Genomic DNA, 26,264 nt, shown 5'->3' with positions numbered 1-26,264 from the left:
GGCCAAAAACAATCTCGGCTGGCCGAGGATCTCAGTCAGTCGTGGGGATGACTCTCGCTCCGCCATATCGACGAAGGCGCAGTGCTGGATTCTGCGTCCGGGTGGCTTCCAGTACTGCCGGATCAAGCCAGGCCACCGCAATGCCGGGATCCGCACCGAGCGCGGCAATCTCGATACCGCGCGGGTCGATAATCGCAGAGCGACCGACCGCAACCGGTGGAGTCTGGTCAGCCCCGAGCACGTAGGCAGTGTTCTCGATCGCCCGGGCCTGCAACAGCGTGTTCCAGTGGAACTCCTTGAGTGGCCCGCGGACCCACTCCGCGGGAACGGCCAGGACATTCGCCCCGGCATCAATGAGCCTGCGACTCACTTCCGGGAATCGCAGGTCGTAGCAGGTTTGCAAACCCACCCGGAAGCCGGCCACCTCGACCACGACGGGCGCCGCATCCGCATCACCTGCCGCGAGCCAGTCGCTCTCCCCTGCACCAAACGCGTCGTAGAGGTGCACCTTTCGATAGCTGCCGAGCAACTCGCCCGAAGGCGCCACTGCAAACACCGTGTTGAAGGGTTTGGATGCTGTTTCATCACGTTCCAACAGGCTCGCGATGATCGTGAGACCGAATTCACGGGTGATCCGCGCCACCCCCTCGAGGAAGGGCCCGTCCAGTGGTTCCGCCGCGTCATGCATCCATTCGCCGAGCTGCTTATCGAAGGCTGCGGCATATTCTGGGGCCACTAAAAGCTTGGCCCCGCGCTCAGCAGCAAGCTGCGCGTGCTCGCGCAACGTGGCGAGATTTTCGGTGCGGTCTAGGGTCGGAGAAAACTGGCTGACAGCGCAGGCAAAGACATCGGACATGCCGCCAGGATACGCACTGGAGACTGGCCGAGCCCGAATGCTTGTCGACAGCCATTTTGCGCGCTAGCGTCAGTGTCGGGCGGTGCACGGGGCATCGCGATCGAGAGGATGCTGTCATGGCGAAATATGCCGTACTCATGCGCTACGAAATTGTCACTGGTTTGGTCGTCGAAGCAGAGAGCGAGGACGAGGCCGTGGAGCTTGCTACTCAATTCGAAGAACGCGTGCACGACACCGCGGTAGATACCGCAGCGATCGGAGTCTCCGCTCGAATTTGGGGTGGCGGTACGGTCGATCTCGAGGCAGCTGAGGATGAGGACGACGCCGAAGACCTGCTCGAAGAGTGGATCGACGAACTCGATGACATGGATGACCTCCTCGACGAAGACGAGTACGACGACTCGGATGATGACGACGAGTCGGACGACGACCAGGACGAGCAGACCCGCTAAAGGGTCGCGTTCGCCCCGCACCTAAGACTGGGCTGGGATGCACACTGTCGTGTGCATCCCAGCCCAGTCTTGTTCCAGCTGTGACGCTGAACGACGAAGATTAGCCGAGCATTTGCTTGTCCGAAAGGACCGCGCCCTTGATATTCGCGAATCGATCAAGCAGGTCGTCGACGGTGGTTTTCTTCTTCTCTTCGGCTTCGATCGTGTGAATGATCTGCCCCTCGTGCATCATGATGAGTCGGTTCCCCAGCTCAATGGCCTGCGCCATGTTGTGGGTCACCATCAGCGTGGTGAGGCCAGATTCTGACACGATCCGTTCGGTGAGCTGGGTCACGTGCGCCGCACGTTGCGGGTCGAGTGCGGCCGTGTGCTCATCAAGCAGCAGGATGTTCGGCTTCGTGAACGCTGCCATGAGCAGCGAGAGTGCCTGCCGCTGACCGCCCGAGAGCAAACCCACACGTGCAGGCAGTCGATTTTCAAGCCCGAGCCCGAGCATTTCCAATTGCTCCCGGAAAAAAGCCCGGCGTTTGGCGTTGAGCCCGAGTTTGAGGCCGCGGCCCTTTCCTCGTTCCAGCGCGAGCGCGAGATTCTGCTCGATCGTGAGGTCGGGTGCGGTCCCTGCCATCGGGTCCTGGAAAACGCGACCGTAGTACCTGGCGCGCTTGTAGTCGGGCATCCGCCGCACCGGGACGTTGTCGATGAAAATCTCACCCTCATCGATCTTGAGGCGACCGGTAATGGCGTTCAACATCGTGGACTTTCCGGCACCGTTCGAACCGATCACGGTGACGAAGTCGCCCTTTTCGAGGTTCAGGTTGAGGTTCACGAGCGCGCGACGCTCATTCACGGTGTTGGGGAAGAAGGTCTTCGAGATATTGGTGAGTCCGAGCATTAGTTCTTGCCTCCTTCCGAAGCGGTGGCGATATTCGCCGTAACGCTCTGTTCAACCGGCGCCCCGTCAGATGGTGGGGTGGTGCCCGAGCCTCCCGCGGCCCTCCGCAGGCCCGACAGTCGCTTACCGATTCCGAACCGTGGCAGTAGCAGCGCGATTACCACGATGATTGCGGTAATAAGCTTCATGTCGTTCGGGTTGAGGCCACCGTAAGTGAGCGCCGCAAAGATGATGAGTCGGTAGAGCAGCGCACCGATGATCACACCGAGGGTCGCGAGCCACACCCGACTATTGCCGAAGAATGCCTGACCGATGATCACCGAGGCGAGACCGATCAGGATCAAACCAACACCCATCGAGATATCTGCGAAGCCCTGGTACTGCGCAACGAGCGAACCACCGGCAGCAACCAGACCGTTCGACAGCGCGAGGCCGAGGATCTTCTGGTTATCGGTGTTCGCACCGAGCGAGCGAATCATTTGCTCGTTGTTACCCGTTGCCTGCAGTGCGAGGCCACGGTCCGTTGCGAGGAACCAATCGATGAGGAGCTTGAGCACAAACACACCGCCGAACAGCAGCAGCGGTCCGAACCAGGTGCCGAGCATTCCCGCCTCACGCAGCGGTGTAAAGACGGTGTCGGCCCGCAGCAGTGACACGTTGGCGAGACCGGGACTAATCCCCTCGCCGGTTTCGGTGTTGATCGTGGAGAGTCCCATGAGCCGCAGGTTGATTGACCACAACCCGATCATGGTGAGAATCCCAGCCAACAGACCGTCAATCTTGCCCTTGGTGTGGAGCAGGCCGGTCACGCAGCCGGCGAGTGCACCGACGACAAAAGCAATCAGTGTGGAAGTGATTGGGTCAAGCCCCATGGTGATGAGGGTCGCTCCGGTAGCGCCACCGGTCGTGAAGCTACCGTCTACCGTGAGGTCTGGAAAATTGAGGACTCGAAACGTGAGGTACACGCCGAGCGCCACCACGGCATAGATGATGCCGAGTTCAAATGCGCCGATCATTGCGGCTTCCTTTCTGACGACAATCAGCGCCCGGATTCAGGATCACTGTCTCCGGGCGCTGATTCACGTCACTACTCGATTACGGTGTCCGCGCGGTCCAGCACGGCCTGGGGCAGTTCGACGCCCTGTGCCTCTGCTGCGCTTGGCGAGATGAACAGCTCAAATTCGGTCTGCGACTCGACCGGCATCGATGCCGGGTCCTCGCCGTCAACCAGTATCTTGATTGCCATTTCGCCGGTCTGCTGACCGAGCTTTTCGTAGTTCAGACCGAGGGTTCCGATAGCACCGCGTTCGACGGTTGCGGTGTCTCCCGCAAAGAGTGCGATGCCATTGGATTCGGCGTGCTGCACGACAGTTTCAAAGCCAGACACGACCATGTTGTCCGTGGGCACGTAGATGGCGTCAACGTCGCCAAGCGACTGCATGGCCGTCGGCAGCTCGTTCACGGCAGTAACGGTTGCTTCCGAAATCTCAATGCCGAGTTCGTCCGCCTTCTCCTTCGCAATGTCGACCTGGATCTGTGAGTTGACCTCACCCGAGGAATAGACGACACCGATGGATGCGACATCCGGGACGATCTCCTGGATGAGTTCGATCTGGTCAGCGACGGGGTTCATGTCGTTCGTACCGGTGACGTTACCTCCCGGCGCTTCGTTGCTTTCCACAAGCTCAGCCGAAACTGGGTCGGTCACCGCAGTGAATAGCACCGGCTTGTCACCGACTGCTTGCGCCGCAGCCTGTGCCGCGGGGGTCGCGATTGCGAGGACGAGGTCCATATCCGCATCGGATGCGAAGGTGTTCGCGATCGTCACCGCGGTGGCCTGCTCACCATTTGCGTTCTGCACATCGAATTCGACCTCGATACCCGCATCCGTAAATGCCTGCTGGAAGCCGGTGGCCGCGGCGTCGAGCGCGGGGTGCTGCACAAGCTGCGAGATACCGATCTTGTAGCTCTCCCCGGTACCCCCGGCCGGGCCGGTTTCCCCGTCCTCAGTTGCTGTGGGTGAACCGCCGCCAGCACAGCCCGCAAGCGCGAGCGAAGCCGCCGCGAGCAGACCGATACCGGTGACGAGTTTAGAGGTGCGCTTCATTTGGACTCCTTTGTCAGAATGAGAAGCTTCCCAAGTTTGGAATTAACGAATGAAACTATCAGTAAGTTGCCCAATACTCATAGTCGGTTGTACATTCTTACAACACTGTTGCCAAATTGAAGTACAACGGAGTACTAAGCAAATGGACCGTCTCGACTATTCCATCATCGAATTATTCACTCGACAACCGGGTATCAGCGTGCTGTCTGCGGCCCGCGAACTCGGCGTTGCACGCCCAACTATCCAGGCTCGTCTGAATCGTATGCGCGAACGAGGACTGCTTGTAGACATTTTGCCGAAGCTCGCACCGGGGCCAATGGGCTTTCCGGTGCAAGCAATGACAATGTTACAAATTGATCAACGCGTCGGACATAGCGGATTGCACGATGAGTTGCTTGCAATCCCTGAAGTCATCGACTTCTCCACGATGGCCGGGCCGTGGGACATCCTGCTGCGGGTCGTCGCCCAATCGAATTCGGACCTGCAGCGAGTCATCGACAAGATTGCGCGACTCGAGGCAGTCTCCCGCACATCCACATCCATCGTGCTGCGCGATCTCGCAAGAGATCGGCTCATTCCGCTCATGGACGATGCGACTGCCGACTCCAAAAGGACAGCGGAGGCCAAACGGCTAAAGTAATTCCCATGAAGCAAGAGGAAGAACCGCGCTGGCTTTCCGACCGTGAGCGCGGCGCGTGGATGCGCCTGGTCGCGGTGCTAGAGCTCCTTCCCGCGAGTATCGACGCTCAGCTCCGCCACGATTCTGATCTCACGTATACGGAGTACTACGCGCTGGCCATGCTGTCGGAAGCACCGGACCGGCGGGTCCAAATGAAGCGGCTCGCGACCCTCACAAATACGACCCTGCCACGGTTGTCGCGGGTCATCTCTGGACTCGAACGTGCTGGCCACGTGGTTCGAGAACCGAATGAGCGGGATGCTCGCGCCACCGATGTTGTCCTTACCGAGCATGGCTTCAAATCGCTCGAGGCCGCTGCGCCGGGGCATGTGACGAAGGTGCGTGAATTGGTCTTCGATCCGCTCTCCCCCGACGGGCTGGAAGCCATTATTTCCTTTTCGGATGCGTGGCTCGATGTCCTCGATCCGGATCGGAAGATGGTACGAGACCCGCAAGCTTGGCCGGATCAATCGGCCTGTGAGGAGCTAGACACTGACGTGACTGACACGGCAGAGCGTTAGCCGCAAAGCGCATCCTGCGCGCACATGATGGCGGTGTCGCTGACACTTATTCGCTTGCACCCAATGTCTTATTCGCGTGCGTGCATTAACCAGATTTGCGAACTGGTGCCACAATGTTCAAGTTCCACAACAATGACGTAAACGAGGATTTGTCATATGGAATCGCCCGCAACTGGAGCCATCCCAACAGTCGATGTCGTGACTGCCAAAATGAACCAGCCCGTCCAACGCAAGTCGGCCGGGCACCTTATTGTCGACACCCTTGAAGCGCACGGTGTCAAACGGGTCTTCGTGGTTCCGGGCGAGAGCTATCTCGACGTGCTCGATGGCCTTCACGATTCCACGATTGAGACCGTGGTGTGCCGTCACGAGGGTGGTGCCGCGTATATGGCGGAGGCGGACGGCAAGCTGCTGTCTGTCCCGGGTGTCGCAATGGTGACGCGAGGTCCGGGCGCCGCAAACGCCCACGTCGGCCTGCACACCGCGTGGCAGGACTCGACGGCGATGGTGTTATTTGTGGGGTTGATTCCCTTCGAGCACCGCGAAAAGGAAGCCTTCCAGGAGTTCGATCCCAAGCAGTGGTTCAACTCGGGTGCAAAGCGAGTGATGGTGCTCGACCACCCGAACCGCGCAAGCGAAATTGTTGCTGAGGCAATGTTCGCCGCTTCGGCAGGCCGCCCCGGACCCGTGGTTGTGGGGCTTCCTGAAGACATCATTAAGGAAGTTGTGGAGGCGCAGGTGCACCCCCAAATTCCGATTGCCAACGGTGGCATGACCGTGGGTGACTGGAAGTCGCTGCGCGAATCGCTCCTCGATTCGGAACGGCCTCTGTTCGTGACCGGTGGCAATGACTGGTCGAATGCTGCCGCGGTTGAACTCACCAAGTGGCTTGAGGAACACTCGCTCCCCGCCGCCGCCGAATGGCGCACCCAGGGGACGATCCCCTTCGACTCCCCCTCCTACGTCGGGCCGCTTGGCTATGGTCGTCCCAAGTTTTCAAACCACCTACTCGAGGAGACCGACCTCATCGTGTTTGTGGGGACCGTTCCGGGCGACGTCATCACCTCGGGGTTCACGGGCCGCCAGAACTGGAATCAGCGCAACTTCATTGTCACGATCGATCCGTCCCTGCGTGGTCGTTCAGGACCGATTTCGCACCAAATCACCGCGAAGCCGCACAACTTTGTCCGCGATCTGATTCGCATGGATCTGCCCGTCCGCGAATCTTGGCGCGACTGGACACAGGGGCTCCGCGCCCGCCAAGAAGAGTGGGCGACACTTCCTCCCACCGAACCAAACGGTGGGCCCGCCTCGATGGCCTGCCTCATGGCAAACCTGGTCGAGCGGCTTCCCGAGGACGCCATGGTTACCTTCGGTGCTGGCGAGCACACGAACTGGGCGCATCGGTACTTCCCGACCCGAGGCTACGCATCCATGATCTCGGCTCGAAATGGCTCAATGGGCTATTCGATCCCCTCCGCCGTTGCCGCATCCCTGAACTATCCCGACCGCGTGGTGGTCACCATCGCGGGCGATGGCGAGTTCCTCATGAATGGCCAAGAGCTGGCAACTGCACGCCAGTACGGTGCGACGCCGCTCGTGATCGTGATGGACAATGCCGAGTACGGCACGATCCGTAGCCACCAGGAGGCGGACTATCCCGAGCGCATCTCGGGTACGCAGCTGGTGAATCCCGACTTCGCGCTCATGGCAGAAGCCTTTGGCGGCGTCGGCATCCGTGTCGAAAAGGATGCGGATGTTCCGGCCGCGGTTGAAAAGGCGCTCGCCGCCGTCCAGGAGAACAAGCAGTTCGCCCTCATCCATTTGATCGTGGAGCAGCGCGTCAAGGCGTTCTAGCCCGGATCGGTGCGTCGAACACTGTTTACCTGAAGGTGATGAACTTCCCCTCACGCGATTGCGCGACGGGAAGGCCTCACTGTGAAACTCCGCACACCGCACTTTATTGGCATCGGCCTGGTTGTCCTAGGCATTGTTGCCGTGCTCGTGGTGCAGCTGACCGGACTCGGCCGTGGTGGCACACCGAAATTCAATCTCACCACGGTCGAGGGGGTCGTTGGATCCGAGAAGGTCGCGTTCTTTGAGGACCCGGCCGTGCGCGAAATCTTCGAAGGCCACGGCTACGACGTCCAGGTCACTTCTTCGGGCTCTTGGCGGATGGCCTCGCTCGATGGCGTGACCGAGAACGACTTCGCGTTCCCCGCATCCGAAATCGCCGCCGAACACCTGTCGACCACCCACGGTGACGCGGTCGTATCCACTCACAAGCCCTTCTTCTCCCCGCTCGCGATCGCCACCTTTGAGCCGATCATGACCCTGCTCGAGCAAAATGGCGTCGCCTCGCAGGATGCTTCGGGGCGCTGGAATCTCGACATGGCGGCCTATCTCGACATGGTCGAAGCCGACACCCGCTGGAATGAGCTCGAGGGCGCAGCAAACCTGTACAACTCACCGCGTAGCGTGCTGATCACCTCAACGGATATTCGCACCTCCAACTCGGCCGGTATGTACCTCGCGCTGTCTTCCTTCGTGTTGAACGGCAACAGCGTGGTCTCGAATCAATCGCAGGCCGGCGAACACATGGATTTGCTCACGAAACTTTTCGTCTCCCAAGGCTATTCGGGCGCCAGTTCCACCGCGCCCTTTGAGGACTACCTCTCGCAGGGAATGGGAGCGGTGCCCATGGTGATGGTCTACGAAGGCCAGTTCTTGGAGGAGCAGCTCAGCGAACGCTCCCGCATCCAGGACGGCATGGTGCTTGCCTATCCGTCACCCACGATCTTTTCAGTGCACACCGGCGTGACCTTCTCGGAAGAGGGGCAGGCGGTCATGGAACTATTGGAGACGGATCCCGAACTTGCCGAACAGCTTGCCGCACACGGATTCCGGCCTCAGGGAGCCAATGGCGCCGCCTTCGACACGTTCTTGCAAGAGCAGCAAATCACTGCCTATCCGAGTACGTCAGAGTTCGTGAACATTGCCGCGGAACCGAGCTATGAGGTGCTCGACTACTTGCTGCAGCAGATCAGCGCTGCCTACGACGTCTCCGGGGCTCCGCCGCCGGAACCCGAGGGCGAGGAAGATTTGCCACCGGATGGGAATGAAAACGGCACTGAGGAAGGCACCCCGTGATCAAGACACTTCGCCGCGTTTCGAAGCAGGCTGGACTGCGACTTTCCGCCGTCCTAACGCTCTCACTCACGCTGCCGCTCGTTCTCGCCGGCTGTGGTTCCTTTGGCTCGGGAGATCCGCTTCGCATCCTGGCCGGTTCCGAGGTGCGCGACCTCGAACCAATCATTGAAGAAATGTCCCGCGAGACCGGCGTAGACATTGAGTTCGAATACATCGGTACGCTCGACGGCACCGAGGCACTCTTGGAAGCGGGCGATGACCTGCCGTGGGACGCCACCTGGTTCCCCTCAAACCGCTACCTCTCACTCTTCCCCGAGGGTGCTGATCTCGTGCAGACCAGCGAGTCGATCATGCGCTCCCCGGTGGTGCTGGGGTTGAAGGCCGAAGTCGCTGCCTCCCTCGGTTGGTCTGAGGATGCGCAGCCAACCTGGCAAGACATTGTCGATGCGGTCAATGCCGGCGAACTCAGTTATGGCATGACGAGCCCGATTTCCTCGAACTCCGGCTTCACGACGCTCGTGCAGATGGCTACTGCGCTGTCCGGTACCGGTACCGTGCTCGAGACTGCGGACATCACCGAGACCGCCGAGCCGCTGCAGCAGTTCGCCCAAGGCCAGCAAGTCGCATCGGGCTCCTCCGGCTGGCTGGTCGATAAGTTCTTGGAAGACCCGACGGTCGTGGACGGCATCTTCAATTACGAATCGGTACTTGAAACTGTAGAGGTCGATGGCGAGCCGCTGACCCTGGTCATTCCATCCGATGGTGTGATCACGAGCGACTACCCGTTGACCTTGCTCAGCGGCGCGGATGAATCCACCGCCGAGGACTTCAGCGCAATAACCGATTATTTGCTCACCGAACCCGTCCAGCAGCAGATCTCCGATGACACGCATCGCCGCACGAGCGTGACTCCCCCGGCCGCCGATGCGAACGTGTTTGAGTTGCCCTTCCCGAACCAGCTCGACACCGTCCAAACGCTGCTCGAGACCTGGCTTTCGGAAGCGAAGAAGCCCTCGAATATGGTCTTCGCGATCGATACTTCGGGGTCGATGACCGGAGATCGCATGGATGAGCTGGGTACCGCACTGGAGGTGCTCTCCGGGCTCGAAAACGACGGCACCGGCGCTTTCTTGCGGCTGCAGCCGCGCGAGCAGATCACCTTCCTGGAGTTTGCGGATGCCGTGAAGTCGAATGAGACCTTTGCGCTTCCCACCGATCCGTCGGCCTATGAGCAGGCGATGGGTGACATCGACAGCCATATCAGCGGCTTCGGTCCCGGCGGTGGTACCGCCGTCTACTCGACACTCACCGAGGCTTTCGAGATCGCCGTGAACGCGTCAAACGAAGAGACCATTTCCTCGATCGTGCTATTTACTGACGGTGAGAGCAACGAGGATATGGACTTCGGTGAGTTCGAAGATTGGTACGGAGACTTCGCCGCAAGTAACCCCGAAGCATCGACGATCCCGGTATTCACCGTCCAGTTCGGTGACTCGAACCGAGACGAAATGGAATCGATCGCGGAACTGACCGGCGGACGCCTCTTCGACGCCACCGAAGACTCTCTGGCTGCGGCCTTCCGCGAGATCCGAGGCTACCTATGAGTGCAGGCAAACGCACCCTCACGCAAATTCTGATCGGTGTTGGCGCTGGCGTTGCGACCGCCGCAGCCTGCGTGTTTCTCCTCGGCATCACTTGGCCACTCGGTGTGGGCATCGGCGCGGTATTCGGGATCGGCTGTGGCATGTTCATGGCGCCCTATGCGCCAAGCAAACTCGAAATCGAAAGCGGCGCCACGCCGATTACTGTCGAAGACTCGCTGACCGCGGTCAACCAGCGCGTGACAGCAATGGATGGCGCCATGCGTCGACTTTCCAGCCGCCCGCTGTGGACCGGCACCCGTGTTGACGAGCAGATCAACGCGCTGCTTGGACGCCTGCGATCAATGACACAGCTACCCGAAATTCGACAGCGCACCCAGATCGACGGGGATGTGCACATGCTCTACGTCCTTGCCACGGACTACCTCCCTACGATCGTGAATCACGCAATAGAAAATGACCGGATGCACACCGCCTTTTCCGGCACCGGCTCACGCAAGCAAGTTGAGCAGAACGTCCATGCGCTCGAAGATCAACTCGTTATCCTCTCTGAGGTGATGGATCGCATCGAAACTGATGTCGTCCGCGGCAAGACCCAAAGCATCCAGGAACACGCTGCATTCTTGAAGCTGCGCTTTGAACAGGCCGGCACGAACTCCGTGCTTGACCTGAAGCAACCACTTGAATAGACCATCCGACGCAATTAAGAAGTGAGTGACTCATCTATGAACCAGAAGCTGCAACCGCCGTCGCCAGAAGAGCTCGAGCCGATCGAAGCCGCTCCCCCCGTTGAGGAGGTCGAGCCGAAGTCAGCCCACGCGATGCTGCCGGATGTCAACCCGGAAACAGCCCTCGACCTTCGCCACCGAGCCGACACCTGGGTGGGTCACCTCGCTGAGCTCAAGCCAAAGACTCCCGAATACACCGAGCAGGTTCGCGCGATTTCGCAGGTGGCTCGGCAGGAGATTCAACAGACTTCGAACTCATCCGGCCGGTTCTTTGACCGCAGCCTCGCGCAGGCGAAGTCGGATGGTGACGGTGGCAACACGGTCGAGGTCTCGAAGTCGCTTGTTGACCTCCGCAATATTGTTGAAGATCTGCAGCCAAATGAGCAAGGCGCCTTTGGCCGGTTCTTGAGCAAACTGCCGGGCTCGCGCGGTGTGAAGCGCTATTTCCGACAGTACGAATCCAACCAGGAGCAACTGAACTCGGTGCTCCACGCACTCGAACGAGGGCAAGATTCCCTGCGGAAGGACAACGCGGCGCTTGCCGTTGAACGCCGGAACCTGTGGGACGCGATGATTGAGCTCAACAAGCTCAGTGCGCTGCTCACGGAACTCGACGAAGCGGTGCTGCGGAAGATCGATCAGTTGCAGGGTCGTGGGGATGCTGAGGAAGCGAAGGCGCTCGAGCAAGACGTACTCTTTGCGATTCGCCAGCGCCACGTGGATGTGCAGACGCAGCTTGCGGTGAGTGTGCAGTCCTACCTGTCGATGGACCTCATTCAGGACAATAACCTGAAGCTGGTCGACGGTGTTGAGCGAGCGAAGACCACCACCATGACGGCGCTGCGGACCGCGGTGATCGTGGCCGAGGCGCTCGAGAACCAGCGACTCGTGCTGGATCAAATTGATGCCGTGAACGCAACGACGAATTCCATGATCGAGCACACCTCGGCGCTGCTGCGCGATAATTCGGCGCGCATCCAGGAGCAGGCGGTGAACTCCGGCGTCACCATGGAAACGCTGCAGAAGGCCTACGACAACGTCTTTACCGCGATCGACCAGGTCGAGCAGTTCCGCACCACCGCGAACCAGAACTTCGCCACGAGCATTTCGGCGCTGAGCGCGCAGCTTGAGCGAGCCACCCCGTACCTTGAGCGCTCGCGCGAAAACGAGCTTGCTCGCGAGGCTGAGAACAGCGGTCAGCTCCAAAACGGCAAGCTGCCGCCCGAGTTGACCCTCTAGGCAGGCTGCCGGCGAGCCACCTGCGCTCTGTTCGTCGGGAAAATCCCGATTGGGGGCTGTGGGCTGGAGATGTCACCGAGTTAGGTGATATCTCCGCCCCACAGCCCCCAAAGTGGTTTTCGCACCAGAGCGGATGCTGCGCCGGCGCGGGTACTGCACCGGCGCAGTCGCCAGCTACACCCAGTCGCCCTGTTTCTCGGCGCCGATGGTGGTGTCCGGGCCGTGACCGGTCTTCACGACGACGTCATCGCCCAGCGAGAACAGCTTCTCGCGAATGGACTGCTCAATCGTGGGGCGATCGCTGTAACTACGGCCGGTCGCGCCGGGTCCGCCCTCAAAGAGGGTGTCGCCGCTGAACAGCACACCGAGTTCGCGTGCGAAGAGGCATACGGCGCCGGGTGCGTGCCCCGGGGTTGCGATCACTTCAAGTTGGGTGCCGCCAACCTCGATGACCTGACCGTCGGTGAGATCACCGTCGGGCTGGCGGTCGGGGTGCGTCATGTCCCACAGCACGCGATCTTCCGGGTTGAGCAAGATCGGCGCCCCGGATGCTTCCGCAACCTCGGGTGCAAAGCGCACGTGGTCATCATGGCCGTGGGTGCACACGATTGCCTTGAGTTTGCGGTCCCCCACGAGGTCGAGGATCGCCTTCGGGTCGTGCGGCGCGTCAATGATGACGCACTCGTGGTCATCGCCGACTACCCAGACGTTATTGTCCACGTCAAAGGTCTCCCCATCGAGGGAGAACGTGCCGCTGGTCACGGCGTGGTCAATGCGAGCGGTCATTACTTCGATTCCTCCAGGACAACGACGGAGCGCAGCACGTCGCCACGACCCATCTTTTCGAATGCGGCGTCAATGTCGTTGATGCCAATGGTTTCGGTGACGAACTTGTCGAGTGGGAATCGACCCTGCAGGTAGAGGTCGGTGAGCATGGGGAAGTCACGCTCGGGCAGGCAGTCGCCATACCAGCTCGACTTGAGCGAACCGCCGCGACCAAAGACTTCGGCCAGTGGCAGCGTAATTTCCATATCCGGTGTGGGCACACCCACGAGCACCACTCGACCGGCAAGGTCACGAGAGTAGAAGGCCTGCTCGTACGTCTCGGGGCGGCCCACTGCCTCGACCACGACGTCGGCGCCGAAGCCACCGGTCAGTTCGCGGATGCGCTCTACTGCGTCTTCGTTCTTCGAGTTCACAGTCTCGGTGGCACCGAACTCGCGCGCCTGCTCGAGCTTGCGGTCATCCACGTCAACCGCGATGATCTTGCTCGCACCGGCAAGCTTTGCACCCGCAATTGCTGCGGTACCGACGCCACCGCAGCCGATGACTGCGACCGACTCGCCACGGCGAACCGCACCGGTGTTGATGGCCGCACCGACTCCGGCCATGATGCCGCAGCCGAGCAGACCTGCCGCTGCGGGCTCAGCCCCAGCATCCACCTTGGTGCACTGTCCCGCGGCGACGATCGTCTTCTCAATGAAGGCACCGATACCGAGCGCCGGCGACAGTTCCGTGCCGTCTTCGAGGGTCATCTTCTGCGTTGCGTTCTTCGTGGCGAAGCAGTACCAGGGCTCACCGCGGTCACAGGCCCGGCAGTCGCCGCACACGGCGCGCCAGTTCAGGACTACGTAGTCGCCAACCTCGACATTGGTGACTCCTTCACCCACCTGCTCGACGATGCCAGCGGCTTCGTGACCGAGCAAGTACGGGTAGTCGTCGCCAATTCCGCCCTGCACATAGTGCAAGTCGGTGTGGCACACACCGCAGGCCTGGATGCGGACAACCGCTTCGCCAGGACCGGCATCAGGGACATTAATATTGACCAGTTCGACCGGGGCATCCTTTGCCCGCGAAATGACACCTTTAACCTGCTGCATCGTTGCTCCTTATATATCGTGTTGGCTGCCTATTATCTTGCAGTCGTCGCCTTAACGCCGCTTCCAAGCGATTGCGGTAGTAACGGGTCTGTACACACGAATCGGCCCCCGCATGAATGCGGAGGCCGATTCTACAATTTTATGAATTAGTCGTTCTTGCCGCGAAGGTTGTCGATTGCGTCGGTGACGCCGTCCTTTACATCTTCGATCTTGTCTTTGAATCCTGCTGAAGCCTGGTCGGCCTTACCTTCACGACGAAGCTCGTCGTTGTCGGTTGCGGCACCAAATGCCTCCTTGGCACGGCCTCCGAGGTCTTCGCCCTTGTTTTCTGCGCGGTCATCAATACCCATATGCGTCTCCTATCGGTCGAACCATCGGCGCCGTTGCGCCATGAACAAGGAATACTCTCCCATCTGCTTCTGGACGAAACATGCGGGTTGCATTAGAGAGGCTGTGACTTCCTCGCTGAGTTTTGCTTCTCAGGTTCGTTGCAGCAGGATGACACCATCTTCCAGCGTTACCGAGTCCCCATTTGGGCCGGTCGCAGCGCGATTTCTCGTTTCCGCAATGACGGTCGTCCAGGATGCGCTAGGTAAGTCGAGTGCAGCAACCTCTTCTTCCGGGGTCAAGAAGGTGTGGTGGTGAGGGTGCTCGGCGGCGTGATCGGAAAGCCACTCCGGTGCCGAAGCGTGCGTGATGATCAACAGGTAGCCCCCTGCTCCCACCAGAGTGCTGGCGCGCCGCAGAATCTCGGTGCGCGGCAACTCGACGGTTGAATGCAAGAAACTTGCGGTCACCAGGTCAAACTCTTGATCGAATTCGAAGCTGGATGGATCGGACAGGTCCGCTTGCTTGAAGCTGGCGCTGCCGTCCTCGAGCCCGGCCCGGGACGCTGCGGCTCGAGCACGCTCGATCGCGGTGGCAGAGATATCGAGTCCGGTCGCCTGCCAACCCGCTTGCCCGAGCCAGATGACATCCGCGCCCTCCCCGCATCCGAGATCCAGTGCGGTTCCGGGAAGCTCTGCACCCGATTGCAGGCGGGTCACTACGTCCACGAGCGCCGCATTTGCCTTCCCGGACCAGATGCTCTCTTTTTCGGCATAACGGTTTTCCCAATAGTCCACCGGCGCGATCTCGGGCCATTGACCCTGTGCTTCGCCCACCGCGCGGTCGAAGGCTTCCGTAACCAATGACATGTTCACCTGGGCCGCGGTGAACATCCCGTCCCCTGCCGCTTGCGGTAGCGCAGCGCCGGGATTCACCACATTGCCCACGGCCCATATTCGCTCGGCACTGGTCTTGCCAAGTGGATCCACTGCAATGAAGGATCCCATCGGAGTATCCGCGCGCTCGAGCGCTAAGGACGCAAGGAAACCATCCTGGGGCTGCGCATCCCCGAAGGTGAAGATCGCGTCGATCGGAGTGAGTGCGCCGTCGGCGGTCTTCACCATGCTGATGGCGTCACCTTCCCCAATCACCTCGGTCACTGGGGAGGCGAGGATTTTCACACCGCGAGCACGGAGCCGCTCGGCATCAGCGTCGGGCAGTTGAACTGGATTGGATGCGTTATCCGCAACAACCCCACCCGAAAACAAGGTGATGTCATCGCTCCATTGCCGCACGAGCTGCGCTTGGTGCAGTGCCATGGGTGAGAGCGCCACAATTCCGAGTCGCTGATCGCGCACCTCCCAGCCGTGACAGTACGGGCAGTGCAACACGCTTTTACCCCAGCGGGCCCGCAGTCCAGGTACGTCCGGGAGCGTATCGGTGAGCCCGGTTGCCACGATCAGTGCACGTGCCTCGTGCAGCTGTCCTGACGCGGTGCTGACCCGGATGCTGCGGTCACGTTCTTCCACGCCAGCAACCGAGTCGTCGAGCAATTGAACGCCATATCCCTCAGCTTGCGCACGACCAGTCGCCACGAGATCGCTCGGCGAGATGCCATCGAGTGCGAGCATGCCGTGTGCGTGCTCTGCGAAGCGATTGCGAGGGCTGCCCGAATCAATCACCAGCGTCTGTTGCCGCGCACGGCCGAGCGTGAGCGCGGCACTCAACCCACCTGCCCCGCCGCCAATGATGATTACGTCCCAATTCGAAATTGTCATGCCTCAATGATGCGGGTAGCCTGCAGTAACAGCAATCCTGTTTGCTAATTCAGCAAGGAAATACATGCCTGACTCCGCCCTCACCAACCTCGGACCTCGACTGCGCGCAGCTCGCCAGGCGCGCAATCTCACCCTCGCCGAACTCGCCGCAAGAGCAAACATCTCCTCAAGCACCCTGTCTCGACTCGAGTCAGGAAAGCGCCAGGCAACTCTCGAGCTACTACTACCGCTCACTCGAGTTCTCGACATCCGCGTTGATGACCTTCTCGAGCACCAGGCGACTGACCCTCGGGTGCAGCGAGCCCCAATTCGACGCAATGGCCTCACGATCGCGCCACTGAGCCCCGAACACTCACCGATCGAGACCTACAAGATTTCCTATCCGCCAGTTGACGAGCTCCCCGTACTTCGAGTGCACGATGGCTTCGAATGGCTCTATGTCCTCGACGGCCAGCTGCGGCTTCGACTTGGCGAGCAGGACATTATTCTTGGTGCCGGCGAAGCCGCCGAGTTTGACACGCAGATCCCACACGCGATGTCTGCACACGGCACTCGTCCGGCCGAGGTGATCAGCATCTTTAACGCCTCCGGTGTTCGGATGCATACGCACCTGCCCGACACCGAACACTAGACCTCGCCCAGGTAATACCAGCGTCCAGACTCGCGACAAAACCGACTCGTCTCGCGTTGCATCCCGCGCTGAGTCTCACCCTGCGCATCCTCTTGCCGGTAGCGCGCCTCGAACTCGACGATCCCTTCCGCATCGAAGGGGCCACCGGCTTCGGTGCGAATCACGTCGAGCCGCCGCCACTGGATGCTCAGGTCGAGATCGAGACCTTCGGGTCGCGTACTCGGGCGCCAGGTTTCGAGGAGGTATTTCGGCAGCCCCAGCGCGAAGGCAGAATATCGGGAGCGCATGAGTGCCTCCGCGGTCGGCGCAGCCTCCCCGCGATGCCAACGCGCGCAGCATTCCCCGTAGGTCATTCCTGTACCACAGGGGCAGCGCGCAGCGTCATCTAGCATGAGCCAATTCTAGTTGCGAGGTAGCTACCTCGAACTCACGAGGGCACGAAAAGTGCACTCATGCAACCTTGCACTTGTGCATTCTTGCATTAGTGCATAGAATTCATCAGTGCATACTTCAGACATGAGCCTTCGCGAGCGCAATCGCGTGGATACGTGGACGGCGATCCATAACGCCGCAGCCGAGCTCGCGCTCGAACACGGCTGGACAGCCACCACCGTCGATAAGATTGCTGCCCAGGCTGGGGTCTCGAAGCGAACCTTCTTCAACTACTTCCCCAGTAAAGAAGACGCCATTCTCGGCGCGCAGGACCCGACACTCCCCGATGCGGATCTCGCAGCGTTCTACGCGAGCGAGGAAGACCTCATCCATCGCACCGTGACCCTCACCATGGCGGTCATGCGCGCGAGCTACCCCTACGATCAGAATCGACCGCGTCGGCGAGAACTTATCAAGAAGGTGCCGGAGCTGAGCTCCCGAATGAAGCACCTTGCCGCTGCCGTCGAACAAGTTGTGGAACCGGTCGTGCGTGCAGAACTCGAGCGTATCGCCGAGGATTCACAAACACAGTTCAACCAGAGCACTGAAGACGCGGCCCAAGCGCTCACGCTCTATGCCACCACCATCATCCGCTTCGCATTTTCTAAGAACCCGACGACGCTTTCCGAAACCGGAACAGATTCGATTTCGTCGGCCATCACCACGTTTCGAGAGGTAATTCAGACTTCAACATGGCTGAGCTAAACACCCCGCTAGCGCCAGCGTCCCCGAAGTCGCCGCGCAGCATCGTTCCCCTATTCATCACGCTGATGGTCATCATGCTCTTGGCGTCCCTAAGCCAGATGGTGCTCTCAAGTGCACTGCCCACGATCGTCGGCGAGCTTCACGGCGTCGAACACATGATGTGGGTGACGACGGCGTATCTCCTCACCGCGACCATCATGATGCCGATTTACGGCAATATCAGCGACCTCTTCGGGCGCAAACCGATCCTGATTGGCGCGATCAGCATTTTCTTGATCGGCTCCGTAATCGGTGGCCTCGCCGTCAATATGGAACTGCTCATCCTGGCGCGCCTCATCCAGGGCGCCGGCGGTGGCGGGCTCATGATCCTCTCGCAAGCCGCGATCGCCGATGTCGTCCCCGCCCGCGAGCGCGGGAAGTACATGGGCATCATGGGCGGCGTGTTCGCGTTCTCCTCGGTTGCCGGGCCGCTGCTCGGTGGCTGGCTGACCGAGGGTCCGGGTTGGCGGTGGGCCTTCTGGATGAATGTGCCGCTCGGTCTCATTGCGCTGATTGCGACGGTCGTCCTCCTTCACCTCCCGAAGCACACGAATAAGGAACGTCCCAAGCTCGACTACCTGGGGATGACGCTAATGGCTGCTGCCACGAGCTGTCTCATCCTGGTCGCCAGCTGGGGTGGCGCAACCTATCCGTGGCTCTCACCACAGATTATTGGGTTGGCCATCGGCTTCTTTGTGTTCGCCGCGCTCTTTGTGTTCGCGGAGATCAAGGCCGAGTCGCCGATCATTCCAATGTCGATGTTCAAGTACCGCAACTTCACCTTGCCGACCATCGCTGGTCTATTCATCGCCGTGCCGATGTTCGGCACGATCGGGTACATCCCGACCTATTTCCAGATGTCCGTTGGCGCGAGCCCCCAGGATGCGGGATTCCTTATGATCCCAATGATGGCGAGCATGCTCATTGTGTCCACGTTTACCGGTGTGCTCATGTCTCGAACCGGGCGGTACAAGATTTGGCCAATCATCGGGATGGTGGTGCTCGCGGTGGGTGTTGCCACGCTGTCGTTCGTCACGCACGAAACCCCCACCTGGTTCGTGTGTGTGCTCCTGGCATTGATCGGCGTCGGGCTCGGATTCTCGCAGCAGGTACTCACCCTGATTGTCCAGAACACCTTCCCCAACCGGGTGGTCGGCACCGCGACCGCAGCGAACAACTATTTCCGACAGGTTGGTGGCACGCTCGGTTCGGCGATCGTCGGTTCACTGTTCGTCAGCCGATTGAGCTCGATACTCTCGCAGAACCTACCGGCGGATGCCGCCCCGGCCGATGGCGTGAACTCACTCACTCCTGAGGTGGTGCAGTCCATGCCGGCGGACGTGCAGTTGACTGTGGTGACCGGCTATAACGAGGCGCTCATGCCGATCTTCCTGTTCATGGTGCCGCTCATCTTGGTGAGCCTGATCATGGTTCTGTTCGTGAAGGTCGTGCCGCTTGCGACCAAGATTGAGCGCGACGATGTGGTGACCGATTCGCTCACCGATGGGCAACTACCGGTGACCACCGGAGCAATCCGGATCCAGGAAGCATACGAGGTGGAAGGCCGTGGCGATGACGGTGCACTGCCCCACGACCGGCGCTAACCACTGTTCGGGGCTTCGAGCTCATCCCGCCGCGTATTTCGTCGTACCCTAGCGAGTAGATCTCTCCGGACTACGACGAAGTACGAGGCCATCCCGTGACAACCTGGCGCATCCGCGACCTGCAACCATCCGATATCGACGGATTTCTCAAGCTCTGGGAAGAATACCGCGCTGGCGGTACCGAACCGGTCTACTCCTTGAGCGAGGTGCTCGCCTCGACCCGGGTCGACACCGCCGTGGTCGCGGTGGTCGGAGACGAAGTCGTGGGCGTGACCGTGGCACGCGCGGCGCACGACCAGGGCTGGATCGTGTTCTTCGCGGTCGCCGAGGCCTGGCAGCGCCGCGGCATTAGCCGAGCCATGCTTGCCGCGACCGAACAGCGGCTCGCGAGTCTCGGCATCCAGCGAGTCTCAATTCTGGTCCCGGACGGCGAAGAGCACGTCCAGTCACTCACCAGAGCGGGCTTCGCCGATAAGCGTCACCTGCGCTATTTCGAGCGCCATGTGCCGGTGCGCCAAGAAGAGCTCAATCTCCTGCGCGACCTTGGCGGCCGGATGCTCGCGCGCGATCGCTGGGACAATATCGGCGGGATGCAGCAAGAGAAGCAGGTGCTCGAGCGTCGCCTCGTGCTGCCCCTCGCGGACCCAGATCTCGCGCAGGACTTTGGGGTCGTACCGCCGCGAGCGATCGTGCTGTTTGGTCCGCCGGGAACCGGTAAGACCACCTTCGCGAAGGGCATTGCCTCGCGGCTCGAATGGCCATTCGTTGAGGTATTTCCGTCTCGGCTCGCGGCGTCCCCGAAGGGCCTCGCGGGCGAGCTTCGTGAAACCTTCGAGAAGATTGAGGGGCTCGACCATGCCGTGGTGTTCATCGACGAGGTTGAAGAAATCGCGGTGCGTCGGGGCGGTGAGCCGCCCTCGCCGATGCAGGGCGTGACGAATGAACTGCTCAAGCTCATCCCCGCGTTTCGAGAGAAGCCCGGTCGTCTGCTTATTTGTGCCACCAACTTTATTCGTGCGCTGGACCCCGCATTTTTGCGCCACGGTCGGTTCGATTATGTGCTTCCGATCGGGCTGCCGGATGCGGATGCCAGGCGCGCCATTTGGCAGGGTTTCGTGCCGGCCAAGTCGGCAGCTGCACTCGATTTTGATTCGCTCGTAGAAGCGAGCGACGGCTTCTCCCCTGCCGATATTGAGTTCGCCTCTCGCAGCGCCTCGCAATCGGCTCTGGAGCGCGCGGTAGCCACGGGTGACACTTCCGGCGGCCCCACTTTGGAGGACTTTCTCGCCGCGACGGCGCAGACGCGCACGACTGTGTCGCCCGAGGTCAATGCGGAGTTCAAGGAAGACATCGAGGAGATCGCGCGGCTTTAGGTTGGCGCGAGTGCGGCGCTATTGCGCACGCGAGTCCGCACTCGCGTCGCCATTCTTGTCACCACCGCCAGCAAGGATGCGCGGGGACTGAATCGTCATCACGGTTGGCCCGCCGGAGGGGCTGGTTATAGCGAGGGTGGCGTCAAAGGTATCGAGTCGCTTACGGATACCCGCGAGACCTCCCGCGCTGTCGGATCCGCGTGATTCGGCCAGAGCTCCCACCCCACCCTTACCGTCGTCGATCACGAAGACGGTGACGCTTTCGCTCGTTTCGGTGAAATCAACCCGGATGTGTGACGCTTCGGCGTGTTTTACGGCATTGGTGAGGAGTTCGGACACCGCAAAGTAGAGCGCCGATTCGAGCGGTGCGGCGAGCGGCTGCCCCAGTGCGGAAGTAACTTCCGTGAGCACCGCCGAATCAGCGGCGAGCGCCCGCACCGCCGCCACCAAGCCGCGGTCGGCCAGGACCGGTGGGCGAATGCCGCGCACAAGGTTTCGCAGGTCACGCAGGGCCGCGGCAGATTCATCTTTCGCCTGCGTCAGCAACTCGATCGCCGCATCCGGATCGTCTCGAACCAGCCGCGTCGCTTCCCCAATTGTGAGGCCTGTGGCGACCAGGCGCATTTGCGCACCATCGTGCAAATCGCGCTCGATCCGGCGCAGCTCGGCCTGTTCGAGATCGAGCGCATCTGCGCGGGTGGCCTCAAGCTGACTCACTCGACGCCGCAGCGCCGCGGTGTTTTCCACGTGCAGCACCGCACGGGTCCAAACGCCGAGCGCGCGTAGCGTGGGCCGGGCGATCACCCAGCCGAGTGCCATCTGCGCGAGCGAGGCGAGGCCCGAAGCGAGGACGATCAGCCCGAGGTTTTCCGTGAACAGTTCGAAGAGAATAAACCAGGTCCCCGGACGAAACTGCGGAAACGCGAGTTCGAAGGGAATCGCCGCGAGTTGCCAGAGCCCATCGAGCACGAGGCCAAAGGGCAAGACGCCAAGCACCAGCCCGACGACGGGATTGGCGAGCTGCCACAGCAGGTCCCGTTGCACCGCCGGGTCACGCAGCCGCTGCAGGGAGTGTCGATACCCCGCGAATCCTGCTTCACCCGCGATCGGCAGGTAGTTCGCCTGTACATCCTTCCCTGCAAACCGCCTCGCGAGCCGCCGCGAGCGCTCGGCGTTGTTGCGCGCAAACGCGAGCGCACTGGGCACGAGCCACAGTCCCACGACCACCAGCACCAGGGTGAAGGCGAGGAGCGTCCAGAGCAACCCGACTAGGTCCAGGAGCGCCTGCCCCGCGAAGCGCAGTGTCCGCCACCAGGCTCGAGGTGCTTTCGGTAGCGCGCTCTTGCGCGCGGTGGCCGACGAGGTGTCGGGATACGATGTGTCGGCAATCACAGTGTTCATGGCTCCAAGAATGTCGCGGCGCAGCTCGTGGCTCGATGGTGCCAGCACCACTGTTCGCACCGATAGTTTCGAGGGTAGTGCCGATGCGTGTATTCATCGCCGAAGACCAGCTGCTGGTTCGCAAGGGGATCGAGCAACTCATCCGCGCCCACGGTATCGAGATCGTGGGCACCGCCGACACCGCAATTGGGCTCGAGGATGCGGTACTCGCCTCGGGCGCGTCGATCGCGCTGCTCGATATTCGGATGCCGCCGACCGAAACCGATGAGGGTATCCGTGCCGGCGTCGAACTGCGGCGCCGCTCACCGGGGTTCCCTGTCGTGGTGCTCTCGCAGTACGTGGAACAGCTCTACTTCAATGAACTCCTCGCAGACGGCCACGGTGCGGTCGGGTACCTCTTGAAAGACCGGGTCTTCGATGACCGACGATTCATTGGCGTCTTGCGGGCCGTGGAGGCCGGTGACACCGCGGTGGATCCCGAAGTCATTGCCAGGCTCGAGCAGCGCCGACCCGCCACCGGGGTGCTGGCCGAGCTCACCGATCGCGAATACGAAGTGCTCGGCTATATGGCCATGGGCGCGGCGAATTCCGAGATTGCTGAGCGGCTTTTCGTTACGGAGAAGGCGGTCGCAAAGCACATCAACGGGATGTTCGCGAAACTCAGCTTGAGCGACACCACGGTGAGTTCCCGGCGAGTCCAAGCGGTCCTCATGTACCTGCGGCGGTGACAGCCTGCAAGCGGTGGTGTGGTGGCCTGAGGCGCGCAAATAACGAGTACCGTTGAATTGTGGTCGAACTCCTGTTGGCTTCCCCGCTTCTCACGCTGTTTCTTACCGCTGCGCTCGGTACGTTACTCGGCGCGATTCCATTTGGCCCATTGAAGTTCGGCGCCGCAGGAGCACTCTTTGTTGGGCTGGCAATCGGTGCGCTGGACCCCGATCTCGGTACCGGGCTCGAGATCGTCCAGTCCATCGGCCTGGCGCTGTTCGTCTACACCGTGGGGCTCGCCTCTGGTGCTACCTTCTTCCAAGACCTCCGTCGTCAAGCACCGCTCATTCTCGGGGCAGTCGCGCTGCTGGTCGTCTTTGCCGCAATCGCGATCGCCGCGAACCACATCCTGGATATTGGCAGCGAACTCACCGCCGGCATGATGGCCGGCGCCCTCACCTCAACCCCCGCGCTCGCGGCGGCAACCACGGCAGCTGGCGGCAGCGTAGAACCCGCGGTCGGCTATTCGATCGCCTACCCTGTGGGCGTCATTATCACCATGATTATCGTGACGATCGTGGCTCGACGTCCCCTGCCCGGCAAGCGCGACCCCAACCGCACCAATCTCGAAGGCCTCGAAGCCTGCACTGTCGCGGTGGAGCATCCCATGCGGGTCAATGAGATTCCGGGCATTGCCGAGATCCCGGGCAGCGACACCGGAGAGGTGCGCGTGTCGTATCTGCAGCGAGATGGCGGGGTATCGGTAGCCACGCCGACCGAGTTGCTCCATCGGGGCGATCGGGTTGTCGTGGTCGGGGTGCCGGATGCGGTCAAACGCGCCCAGGAGGCGCTCGGTAGTCGCGTCCAAGACAACCTCGTCCACGATCGCTCGGTCGTGGACTACCGACGGTTTATTGTCTCCGACCCGGATCTTGTCGGGCGCACGGTGGCTGAACTGCTCATCCCACTGCGTTTCGACGGGCTCATTACCCGCGTGCGCCGCGGAGACCACGACCTGCTGCCGACCGCAGAAATGACCCTGCAACTCGGCGACCGGGTGCTGGTCGTAGCCCCGCGCAAGCGGCTCGGTGAAGTCTCGGAGTTCTTCGGTGACTCCGAAAAGCGAATCACCGAGATCGACTTTTTCTCGATGGGTCTCGGCATCGCCCTCGGTGTCGCGGTCGGACTGATCTCGCTCCCGTTCGGAGGCGGGCTGAGTATTGCGCTCGGCAGCGCTGCCGGTCCCCTCATTGTCGGGCTCATACTGGGGCGGATGGAACGCACCGGGCCGATTGTCTGGAGCATCCCGATGGGAGCGAACCTCACGATTCGACAGCTCGGGCTGGTGATCTTCCTGGCGGCAGTCGGGCTTGCGAGCGGACAGGCCTTTGCGGATACGGCGTTTACGTTGACGGGGTTGACAATCGCACTGACTGCGGCGGTGATGCTCGCAGGAATACTGCTGTTGCTGTGGTGGTGGAGTCGGGTTACCGGGATGTCTTCGGCTCGAGCCGCCGGTGCCATCGCTGGCTTCGTGGGCCAGCCCGCAATCCTGAGTCACGTGAATTCACTCGTGGACGATGCCCGCGCGAGTTCGGGCTACGCCGCGCTCTTTGCCATCGGCATCATTGTGAAGATTGTCCTCGTGCAAGCGGTCGCGGTGCTGTAGTAGCGCGACCGAACGGCCCGCATCCAAGGGCATAGTTGCACCTGAGATAAGGGCCGTTGCTGGCTGCGGTGTCGAACCGCGAGCTAGCTATCCGGTAACCACCACGAGCTCATTCGAGGCGTGGGGCAATTCCGCCGACTGGGTCACTTCGCCGGACACGTAGTCGACCTTGTGGATGGCATTGTTCTGCGGATCGGTGATGTACACGTAGCCACGCTCCTGCGCGATCGCAGGGTGGGCCTCTTGCCACTCAACCGGGGCGGTCCACGCATCCGTCACCTCGATGGTCGAGGTAATTTCACCCGTCTCCGAGTCGATCACGCGCAGGCTTCCGTCTTCTCCAAGCACGAGTGAGGAGCCGTCGATGCCGCGATCGATACCGCGCCAGGTGTAGGTGGAGCCCACTTCGACAACGGAGATTTCTTCGGCCTCGGTGTCGATCAGCGAGATTTCGGTGAGACCGTTACCGGCATCCGGGTCGGTCTTGTAGTCACCGAGCACGATGGCGGAGTCCTCGACCGAGTGTGCGTTGCCGATGCGCGCAAAGTCTGGGCCCGCGTCGATCTTGTGGAAGTGGTCACCGTGCAGGAGGAGCACGCCGTCCTCGCAGCCCACCAAGATGTTGTCTTCCACGACCGTTTCACCGTGCACGCCCGGGCACTGGTCGTTGGTCACGATTTTCTCGTCATTCTCGTCGAGCAGGGATGCGCCGTCGCGGTTATCTTCATCCCCTTCGGTGACGAAGAGGGTGCCGTCTTGGGAAGCCACCGCGACGCCGTGGTGCGGGGCGTCGGTGGTGTAGGTACGCGTAGGTGTGACTTCGCCGGTTTCACCGATGGTGGTCCAGTCTTCGGTCGGGATCACCGTGACCTGACCGGTGCCGTCGTCGAAGAGCGTGGTCAGGCCGTCGTGGACCACGACGTGGGCGGGCGTATCTGCCTCCACAACCACTTCGTGAAGGACCGGGTCGGCGGTGTAGGAGTGCGTGTGATCGCCGTGCGGCTCCGTCCAGGTGCCCGTGTCCAGGAGGGCCCAGCCACCCGCGGTAGAGACGAGGACGTGGCGTCCGTCACCCGCGGCATTGACTCGATTGAAGCCATCCATTTCGAAATCGGCGACCACTTCCAGGCTCTGCGAGTCGATCACGAGCAGGCCCCCGTCATAGGTGACTACCGCGCGCGGGGTGGGACCGGCGGCCTCGGTTACTTCTCCGCTGCCTTCTTCATGCTCGTGGTCGTGCTCATGCGCGGTCGTGGCCGTGCCCGAAGTTGTCGGCGCGGGGGTTCCCGCCGACGCGCAGGCAGTGAGTGCCAATAGGGAGGTGAGCGCGACCGCGGCGAACGCGGTGCGGGTGATCTTCTTTGTCATGTGCTGATTGCTCGACTTCGAGCAGTCCTCTCCAACTCGGTAAATATCTTGCACCAGACACAGTACTCTATTGATAGCGATTATCATTACTTGGCCAAATGGAAAAGGAAACCCGGCTCCACAC

Annotated in this window: 25 protein-coding genes; 14 read left to right on the top strand and 11 right to left on the bottom strand. The window is 61.2% G+C overall.

Annotated features, from left to right (window positions below; genetic code table 11):
- Positions 1-31 precede the first annotated feature (31 nt).
- Positions 32-856: a carbon-nitrogen hydrolase family protein gene (locus tag ACTHXA_RS00355; protein WP_441668193.1), complete on the bottom strand. Its 825-nt coding sequence runs from the start codon at positions 854-856 to the stop codon at positions 32-34.
- Positions 857-972: 116 nt separating this feature from the next.
- On the opposite strand from ACTHXA_RS00355, the gene ACTHXA_RS00350 reads away from it, so the two are divergent.
- The gene (locus ACTHXA_RS00350) at positions 973-1,308 is read left to right on the top strand and encodes a hypothetical protein (protein WP_441668191.1); all 336 of its coding nucleotides are present in this window, start codon (positions 973-975) and stop codon (positions 1,306-1,308) included.
- 100 nt (positions 1,309-1,408) lie between these two features.
- Here ACTHXA_RS00350 and ACTHXA_RS00345 read toward each other — a convergent pair whose 3' ends face one another.
- The 3 genes from ACTHXA_RS00345 to ACTHXA_RS00335 form a co-directional block, all read right to left on the bottom strand.
- Positions 1,409-2,200, bottom strand: a complete 792-nt coding sequence (locus tag ACTHXA_RS00345) for an ABC transporter ATP-binding protein (protein WP_441668189.1) — start codon at positions 2,198-2,200, stop codon at positions 1,409-1,411.
- Positions 2,200-3,216, bottom strand: a complete 1,017-nt coding sequence (locus ACTHXA_RS00340) for an ABC transporter permease (protein ID WP_441668187.1) — start codon at positions 3,214-3,216, stop codon at positions 2,200-2,202. Before ACTHXA_RS00340 ends, ACTHXA_RS00345 begins: the two co-directional genes overlap by 1 nt.
- Before the next feature lie 71 nt (positions 3,217-3,287).
- Positions 3,288-4,307: an ABC transporter substrate-binding protein gene (locus ACTHXA_RS00335; RefSeq protein ID WP_441668185.1), complete on the bottom strand. Its 1,020-nt coding sequence runs from the start codon at positions 4,305-4,307 to the stop codon at positions 3,288-3,290.
- Positions 4,308-4,449: 142 nt separating this feature from the next.
- Between ACTHXA_RS00335 and ACTHXA_RS00330 the strand changes: the two genes are divergently transcribed.
- From ACTHXA_RS00330 to ACTHXA_RS00300, 7 genes are all read left to right on the top strand, one after another.
- Positions 4,450-4,947: an Lrp/AsnC family transcriptional regulator gene (locus ACTHXA_RS00330; RefSeq protein ID WP_441668183.1), complete on the top strand. Its 498-nt coding sequence runs from the start codon at positions 4,450-4,452 to the stop codon at positions 4,945-4,947.
- Positions 4,948-4,952: 5 nt separating this feature from the next.
- Positions 4,953-5,507 (top strand): MarR family winged helix-turn-helix transcriptional regulator, encoded by a 555-nt coding sequence (locus ACTHXA_RS00325; protein ID WP_441668181.1) that lies wholly within the window; start codon positions 4,953-4,955, stop codon positions 5,505-5,507.
- A 210-nt stretch (positions 5,508-5,717) separates the two neighbouring features.
- On the top strand, positions 5,718-7,364 hold the full coding sequence (locus ACTHXA_RS00320) for a thiamine pyrophosphate-dependent enzyme (protein ID WP_441668638.1): 1,647 nt from the start codon (positions 5,718-5,720) through the stop codon (positions 7,362-7,364).
- 81 nt (positions 7,365-7,445) lie between these two features.
- On the top strand, positions 7,446-8,657 hold the full coding sequence (locus tag ACTHXA_RS00315) for a hypothetical protein (RefSeq protein WP_441668179.1): 1,212 nt from the start codon (positions 7,446-7,448) through the stop codon (positions 8,655-8,657).
- Complete coding sequence (locus ACTHXA_RS00310; RefSeq protein WP_441668177.1) at positions 8,654-10,261, top strand: VWA domain-containing protein; 1,608 nt, start codon at positions 8,654-8,656, stop codon at positions 10,259-10,261. Before ACTHXA_RS00315 ends, ACTHXA_RS00310 begins: the two co-directional genes overlap by 4 nt.
- Positions 10,258-10,947 (top strand): hypothetical protein, encoded by a 690-nt coding sequence (locus tag ACTHXA_RS00305; RefSeq protein WP_441668175.1) that lies wholly within the window; start codon positions 10,258-10,260, stop codon positions 10,945-10,947. Before ACTHXA_RS00310 ends, ACTHXA_RS00305 begins: the two co-directional genes overlap by 4 nt.
- A 36-nt stretch (positions 10,948-10,983) precedes the next feature.
- On the top strand, positions 10,984-12,225 hold the full coding sequence (locus ACTHXA_RS00300; protein ID WP_441668173.1) for a toxic anion resistance protein: 1,242 nt from the start codon (positions 10,984-10,986) through the stop codon (positions 12,223-12,225).
- A gap of 174 nt (positions 12,226-12,399) precedes the next feature.
- Here ACTHXA_RS00300 and ACTHXA_RS00295 read toward each other — a convergent pair whose 3' ends face one another.
- The 4 genes from ACTHXA_RS00295 to ACTHXA_RS00280 form a co-directional block, all read right to left on the bottom strand.
- Positions 12,400-13,011 carry an MBL fold metallo-hydrolase gene (locus tag ACTHXA_RS00295; protein ID WP_441668171.1) on the bottom strand — a complete coding sequence of 204 codons (612 nt, stop codon included), beginning with the start codon at positions 13,009-13,011 and terminating at the stop codon, positions 12,400-12,402.
- Positions 13,011-14,105, bottom strand: coding sequence for an S-(hydroxymethyl)mycothiol dehydrogenase (locus tag ACTHXA_RS00290; protein WP_441668169.1), 1,095 nt, complete (start codon positions 14,103-14,105; stop codon positions 13,011-13,013). The genes ACTHXA_RS00295 and ACTHXA_RS00290 overlap by 1 nt, the downstream gene beginning before the upstream one ends.
- A gap of 146 nt (positions 14,106-14,251) precedes the next feature.
- On the bottom strand, positions 14,252-14,455 hold the full coding sequence (locus ACTHXA_RS00285; RefSeq protein WP_441668167.1) for a CsbD family protein: 204 nt from the start codon (positions 14,453-14,455) through the stop codon (positions 14,252-14,254).
- 129 nt (positions 14,456-14,584) lie between these two features.
- Positions 14,585-16,210 carry an FAD-dependent oxidoreductase gene (locus ACTHXA_RS00280; RefSeq protein WP_441668165.1) on the bottom strand — a complete coding sequence of 542 codons (1,626 nt, stop codon included), beginning with the start codon at positions 16,208-16,210 and terminating at the stop codon, positions 14,585-14,587.
- Between the two features lie 64 nt (positions 16,211-16,274).
- Here ACTHXA_RS00280 and ACTHXA_RS00275 point away from each other — a divergent pair, with 64 nt between their 5' ends.
- The gene (locus tag ACTHXA_RS00275; protein WP_441668163.1) at positions 16,275-16,841 is read left to right on the top strand and encodes a helix-turn-helix domain-containing protein; all 567 of its coding nucleotides are present in this window, start codon (positions 16,275-16,277) and stop codon (positions 16,839-16,841) included.
- On the opposite strand, the gene ACTHXA_RS00270 is transcribed toward ACTHXA_RS00275, so the two are convergent.
- Positions 16,838-17,233 carry a YchJ family protein gene (locus tag ACTHXA_RS00270; RefSeq protein ID WP_441668161.1) on the bottom strand — a complete coding sequence of 132 codons (396 nt, stop codon included), beginning with the start codon at positions 17,231-17,233 and terminating at the stop codon, positions 16,838-16,840. The two genes, ACTHXA_RS00275 and ACTHXA_RS00270, sit on opposite strands and share 4 nt — an antisense overlap.
- Before the next feature lie 109 nt (positions 17,234-17,342).
- On the opposite strand from ACTHXA_RS00270, the gene ACTHXA_RS00265 reads away from it, so the two are divergent.
- The 3 genes from ACTHXA_RS00265 (at position 17,343) to ACTHXA_RS00255 (ending at position 20,994) form a co-directional block, all read left to right on the top strand.
- Positions 17,343-17,978 carry a TetR family transcriptional regulator gene (locus ACTHXA_RS00265; protein ID WP_441668160.1) on the top strand — a complete coding sequence of 212 codons (636 nt, stop codon included), beginning with the start codon at positions 17,343-17,345 and terminating at the stop codon, positions 17,976-17,978.
- Entirely contained in the window at positions 17,966-19,621 is a 1,656-nt protein-coding gene (locus tag ACTHXA_RS00260; RefSeq protein ID WP_441668158.1) for an MDR family MFS transporter, read from the top strand. The genes ACTHXA_RS00265 and ACTHXA_RS00260 overlap by 13 nt, the downstream gene beginning before the upstream one ends.
- A gap of 95 nt (positions 19,622-19,716) precedes the next feature.
- On the top strand, positions 19,717-20,994 hold the full coding sequence (locus ACTHXA_RS00255) for an ATP-binding protein (protein ID WP_441668155.1): 1,278 nt from the start codon (positions 19,717-19,719) through the stop codon (positions 20,992-20,994).
- Positions 20,995-21,012: 18 nt separating this feature from the next.
- Here the strand turns inward: ACTHXA_RS00255 and ACTHXA_RS00250 are convergent, their stop codons facing one another.
- Positions 21,013-22,395: a histidine kinase gene (locus ACTHXA_RS00250; RefSeq protein WP_441668153.1), complete on the bottom strand. Its 1,383-nt coding sequence runs from the start codon at positions 22,393-22,395 to the stop codon at positions 21,013-21,015.
- A gap of 83 nt (positions 22,396-22,478) precedes the next feature.
- On the opposite strand from ACTHXA_RS00250, the gene ACTHXA_RS00245 reads away from it, so the two are divergent.
- Positions 22,479-23,123: a response regulator transcription factor gene (locus ACTHXA_RS00245; RefSeq protein ID WP_441668151.1), complete on the top strand. Its 645-nt coding sequence runs from the start codon at positions 22,479-22,481 to the stop codon at positions 23,121-23,123.
- Between the two features lie 59 nt (positions 23,124-23,182).
- Complete coding sequence (locus ACTHXA_RS00240) at positions 23,183-24,772, top strand: aspartate:alanine exchanger family transporter (RefSeq protein ID WP_441668149.1); 1,590 nt, start codon at positions 23,183-23,185, stop codon at positions 24,770-24,772.
- 87 nt (positions 24,773-24,859) lie between these two features.
- Here ACTHXA_RS00240 and ACTHXA_RS00235 read toward each other — a convergent pair whose 3' ends face one another.
- Positions 24,860-26,140 (bottom strand): hypothetical protein, encoded by a 1,281-nt coding sequence (locus tag ACTHXA_RS00235; RefSeq protein ID WP_441668147.1) that lies wholly within the window; start codon positions 26,138-26,140, stop codon positions 24,860-24,862.
- Positions 26,141-26,264 lie beyond the last annotated feature (124 nt).

The sequence above is a fragment of the Gulosibacter sp. genome (genome assembly GCF_052090685.1).
GTDB lineage: Bacteria > Actinomycetota > Actinomycetes > Actinomycetales > Microbacteriaceae > Gulosibacter.
This window is presented reverse-complemented; position numbering and strand designations above follow the sequence as displayed.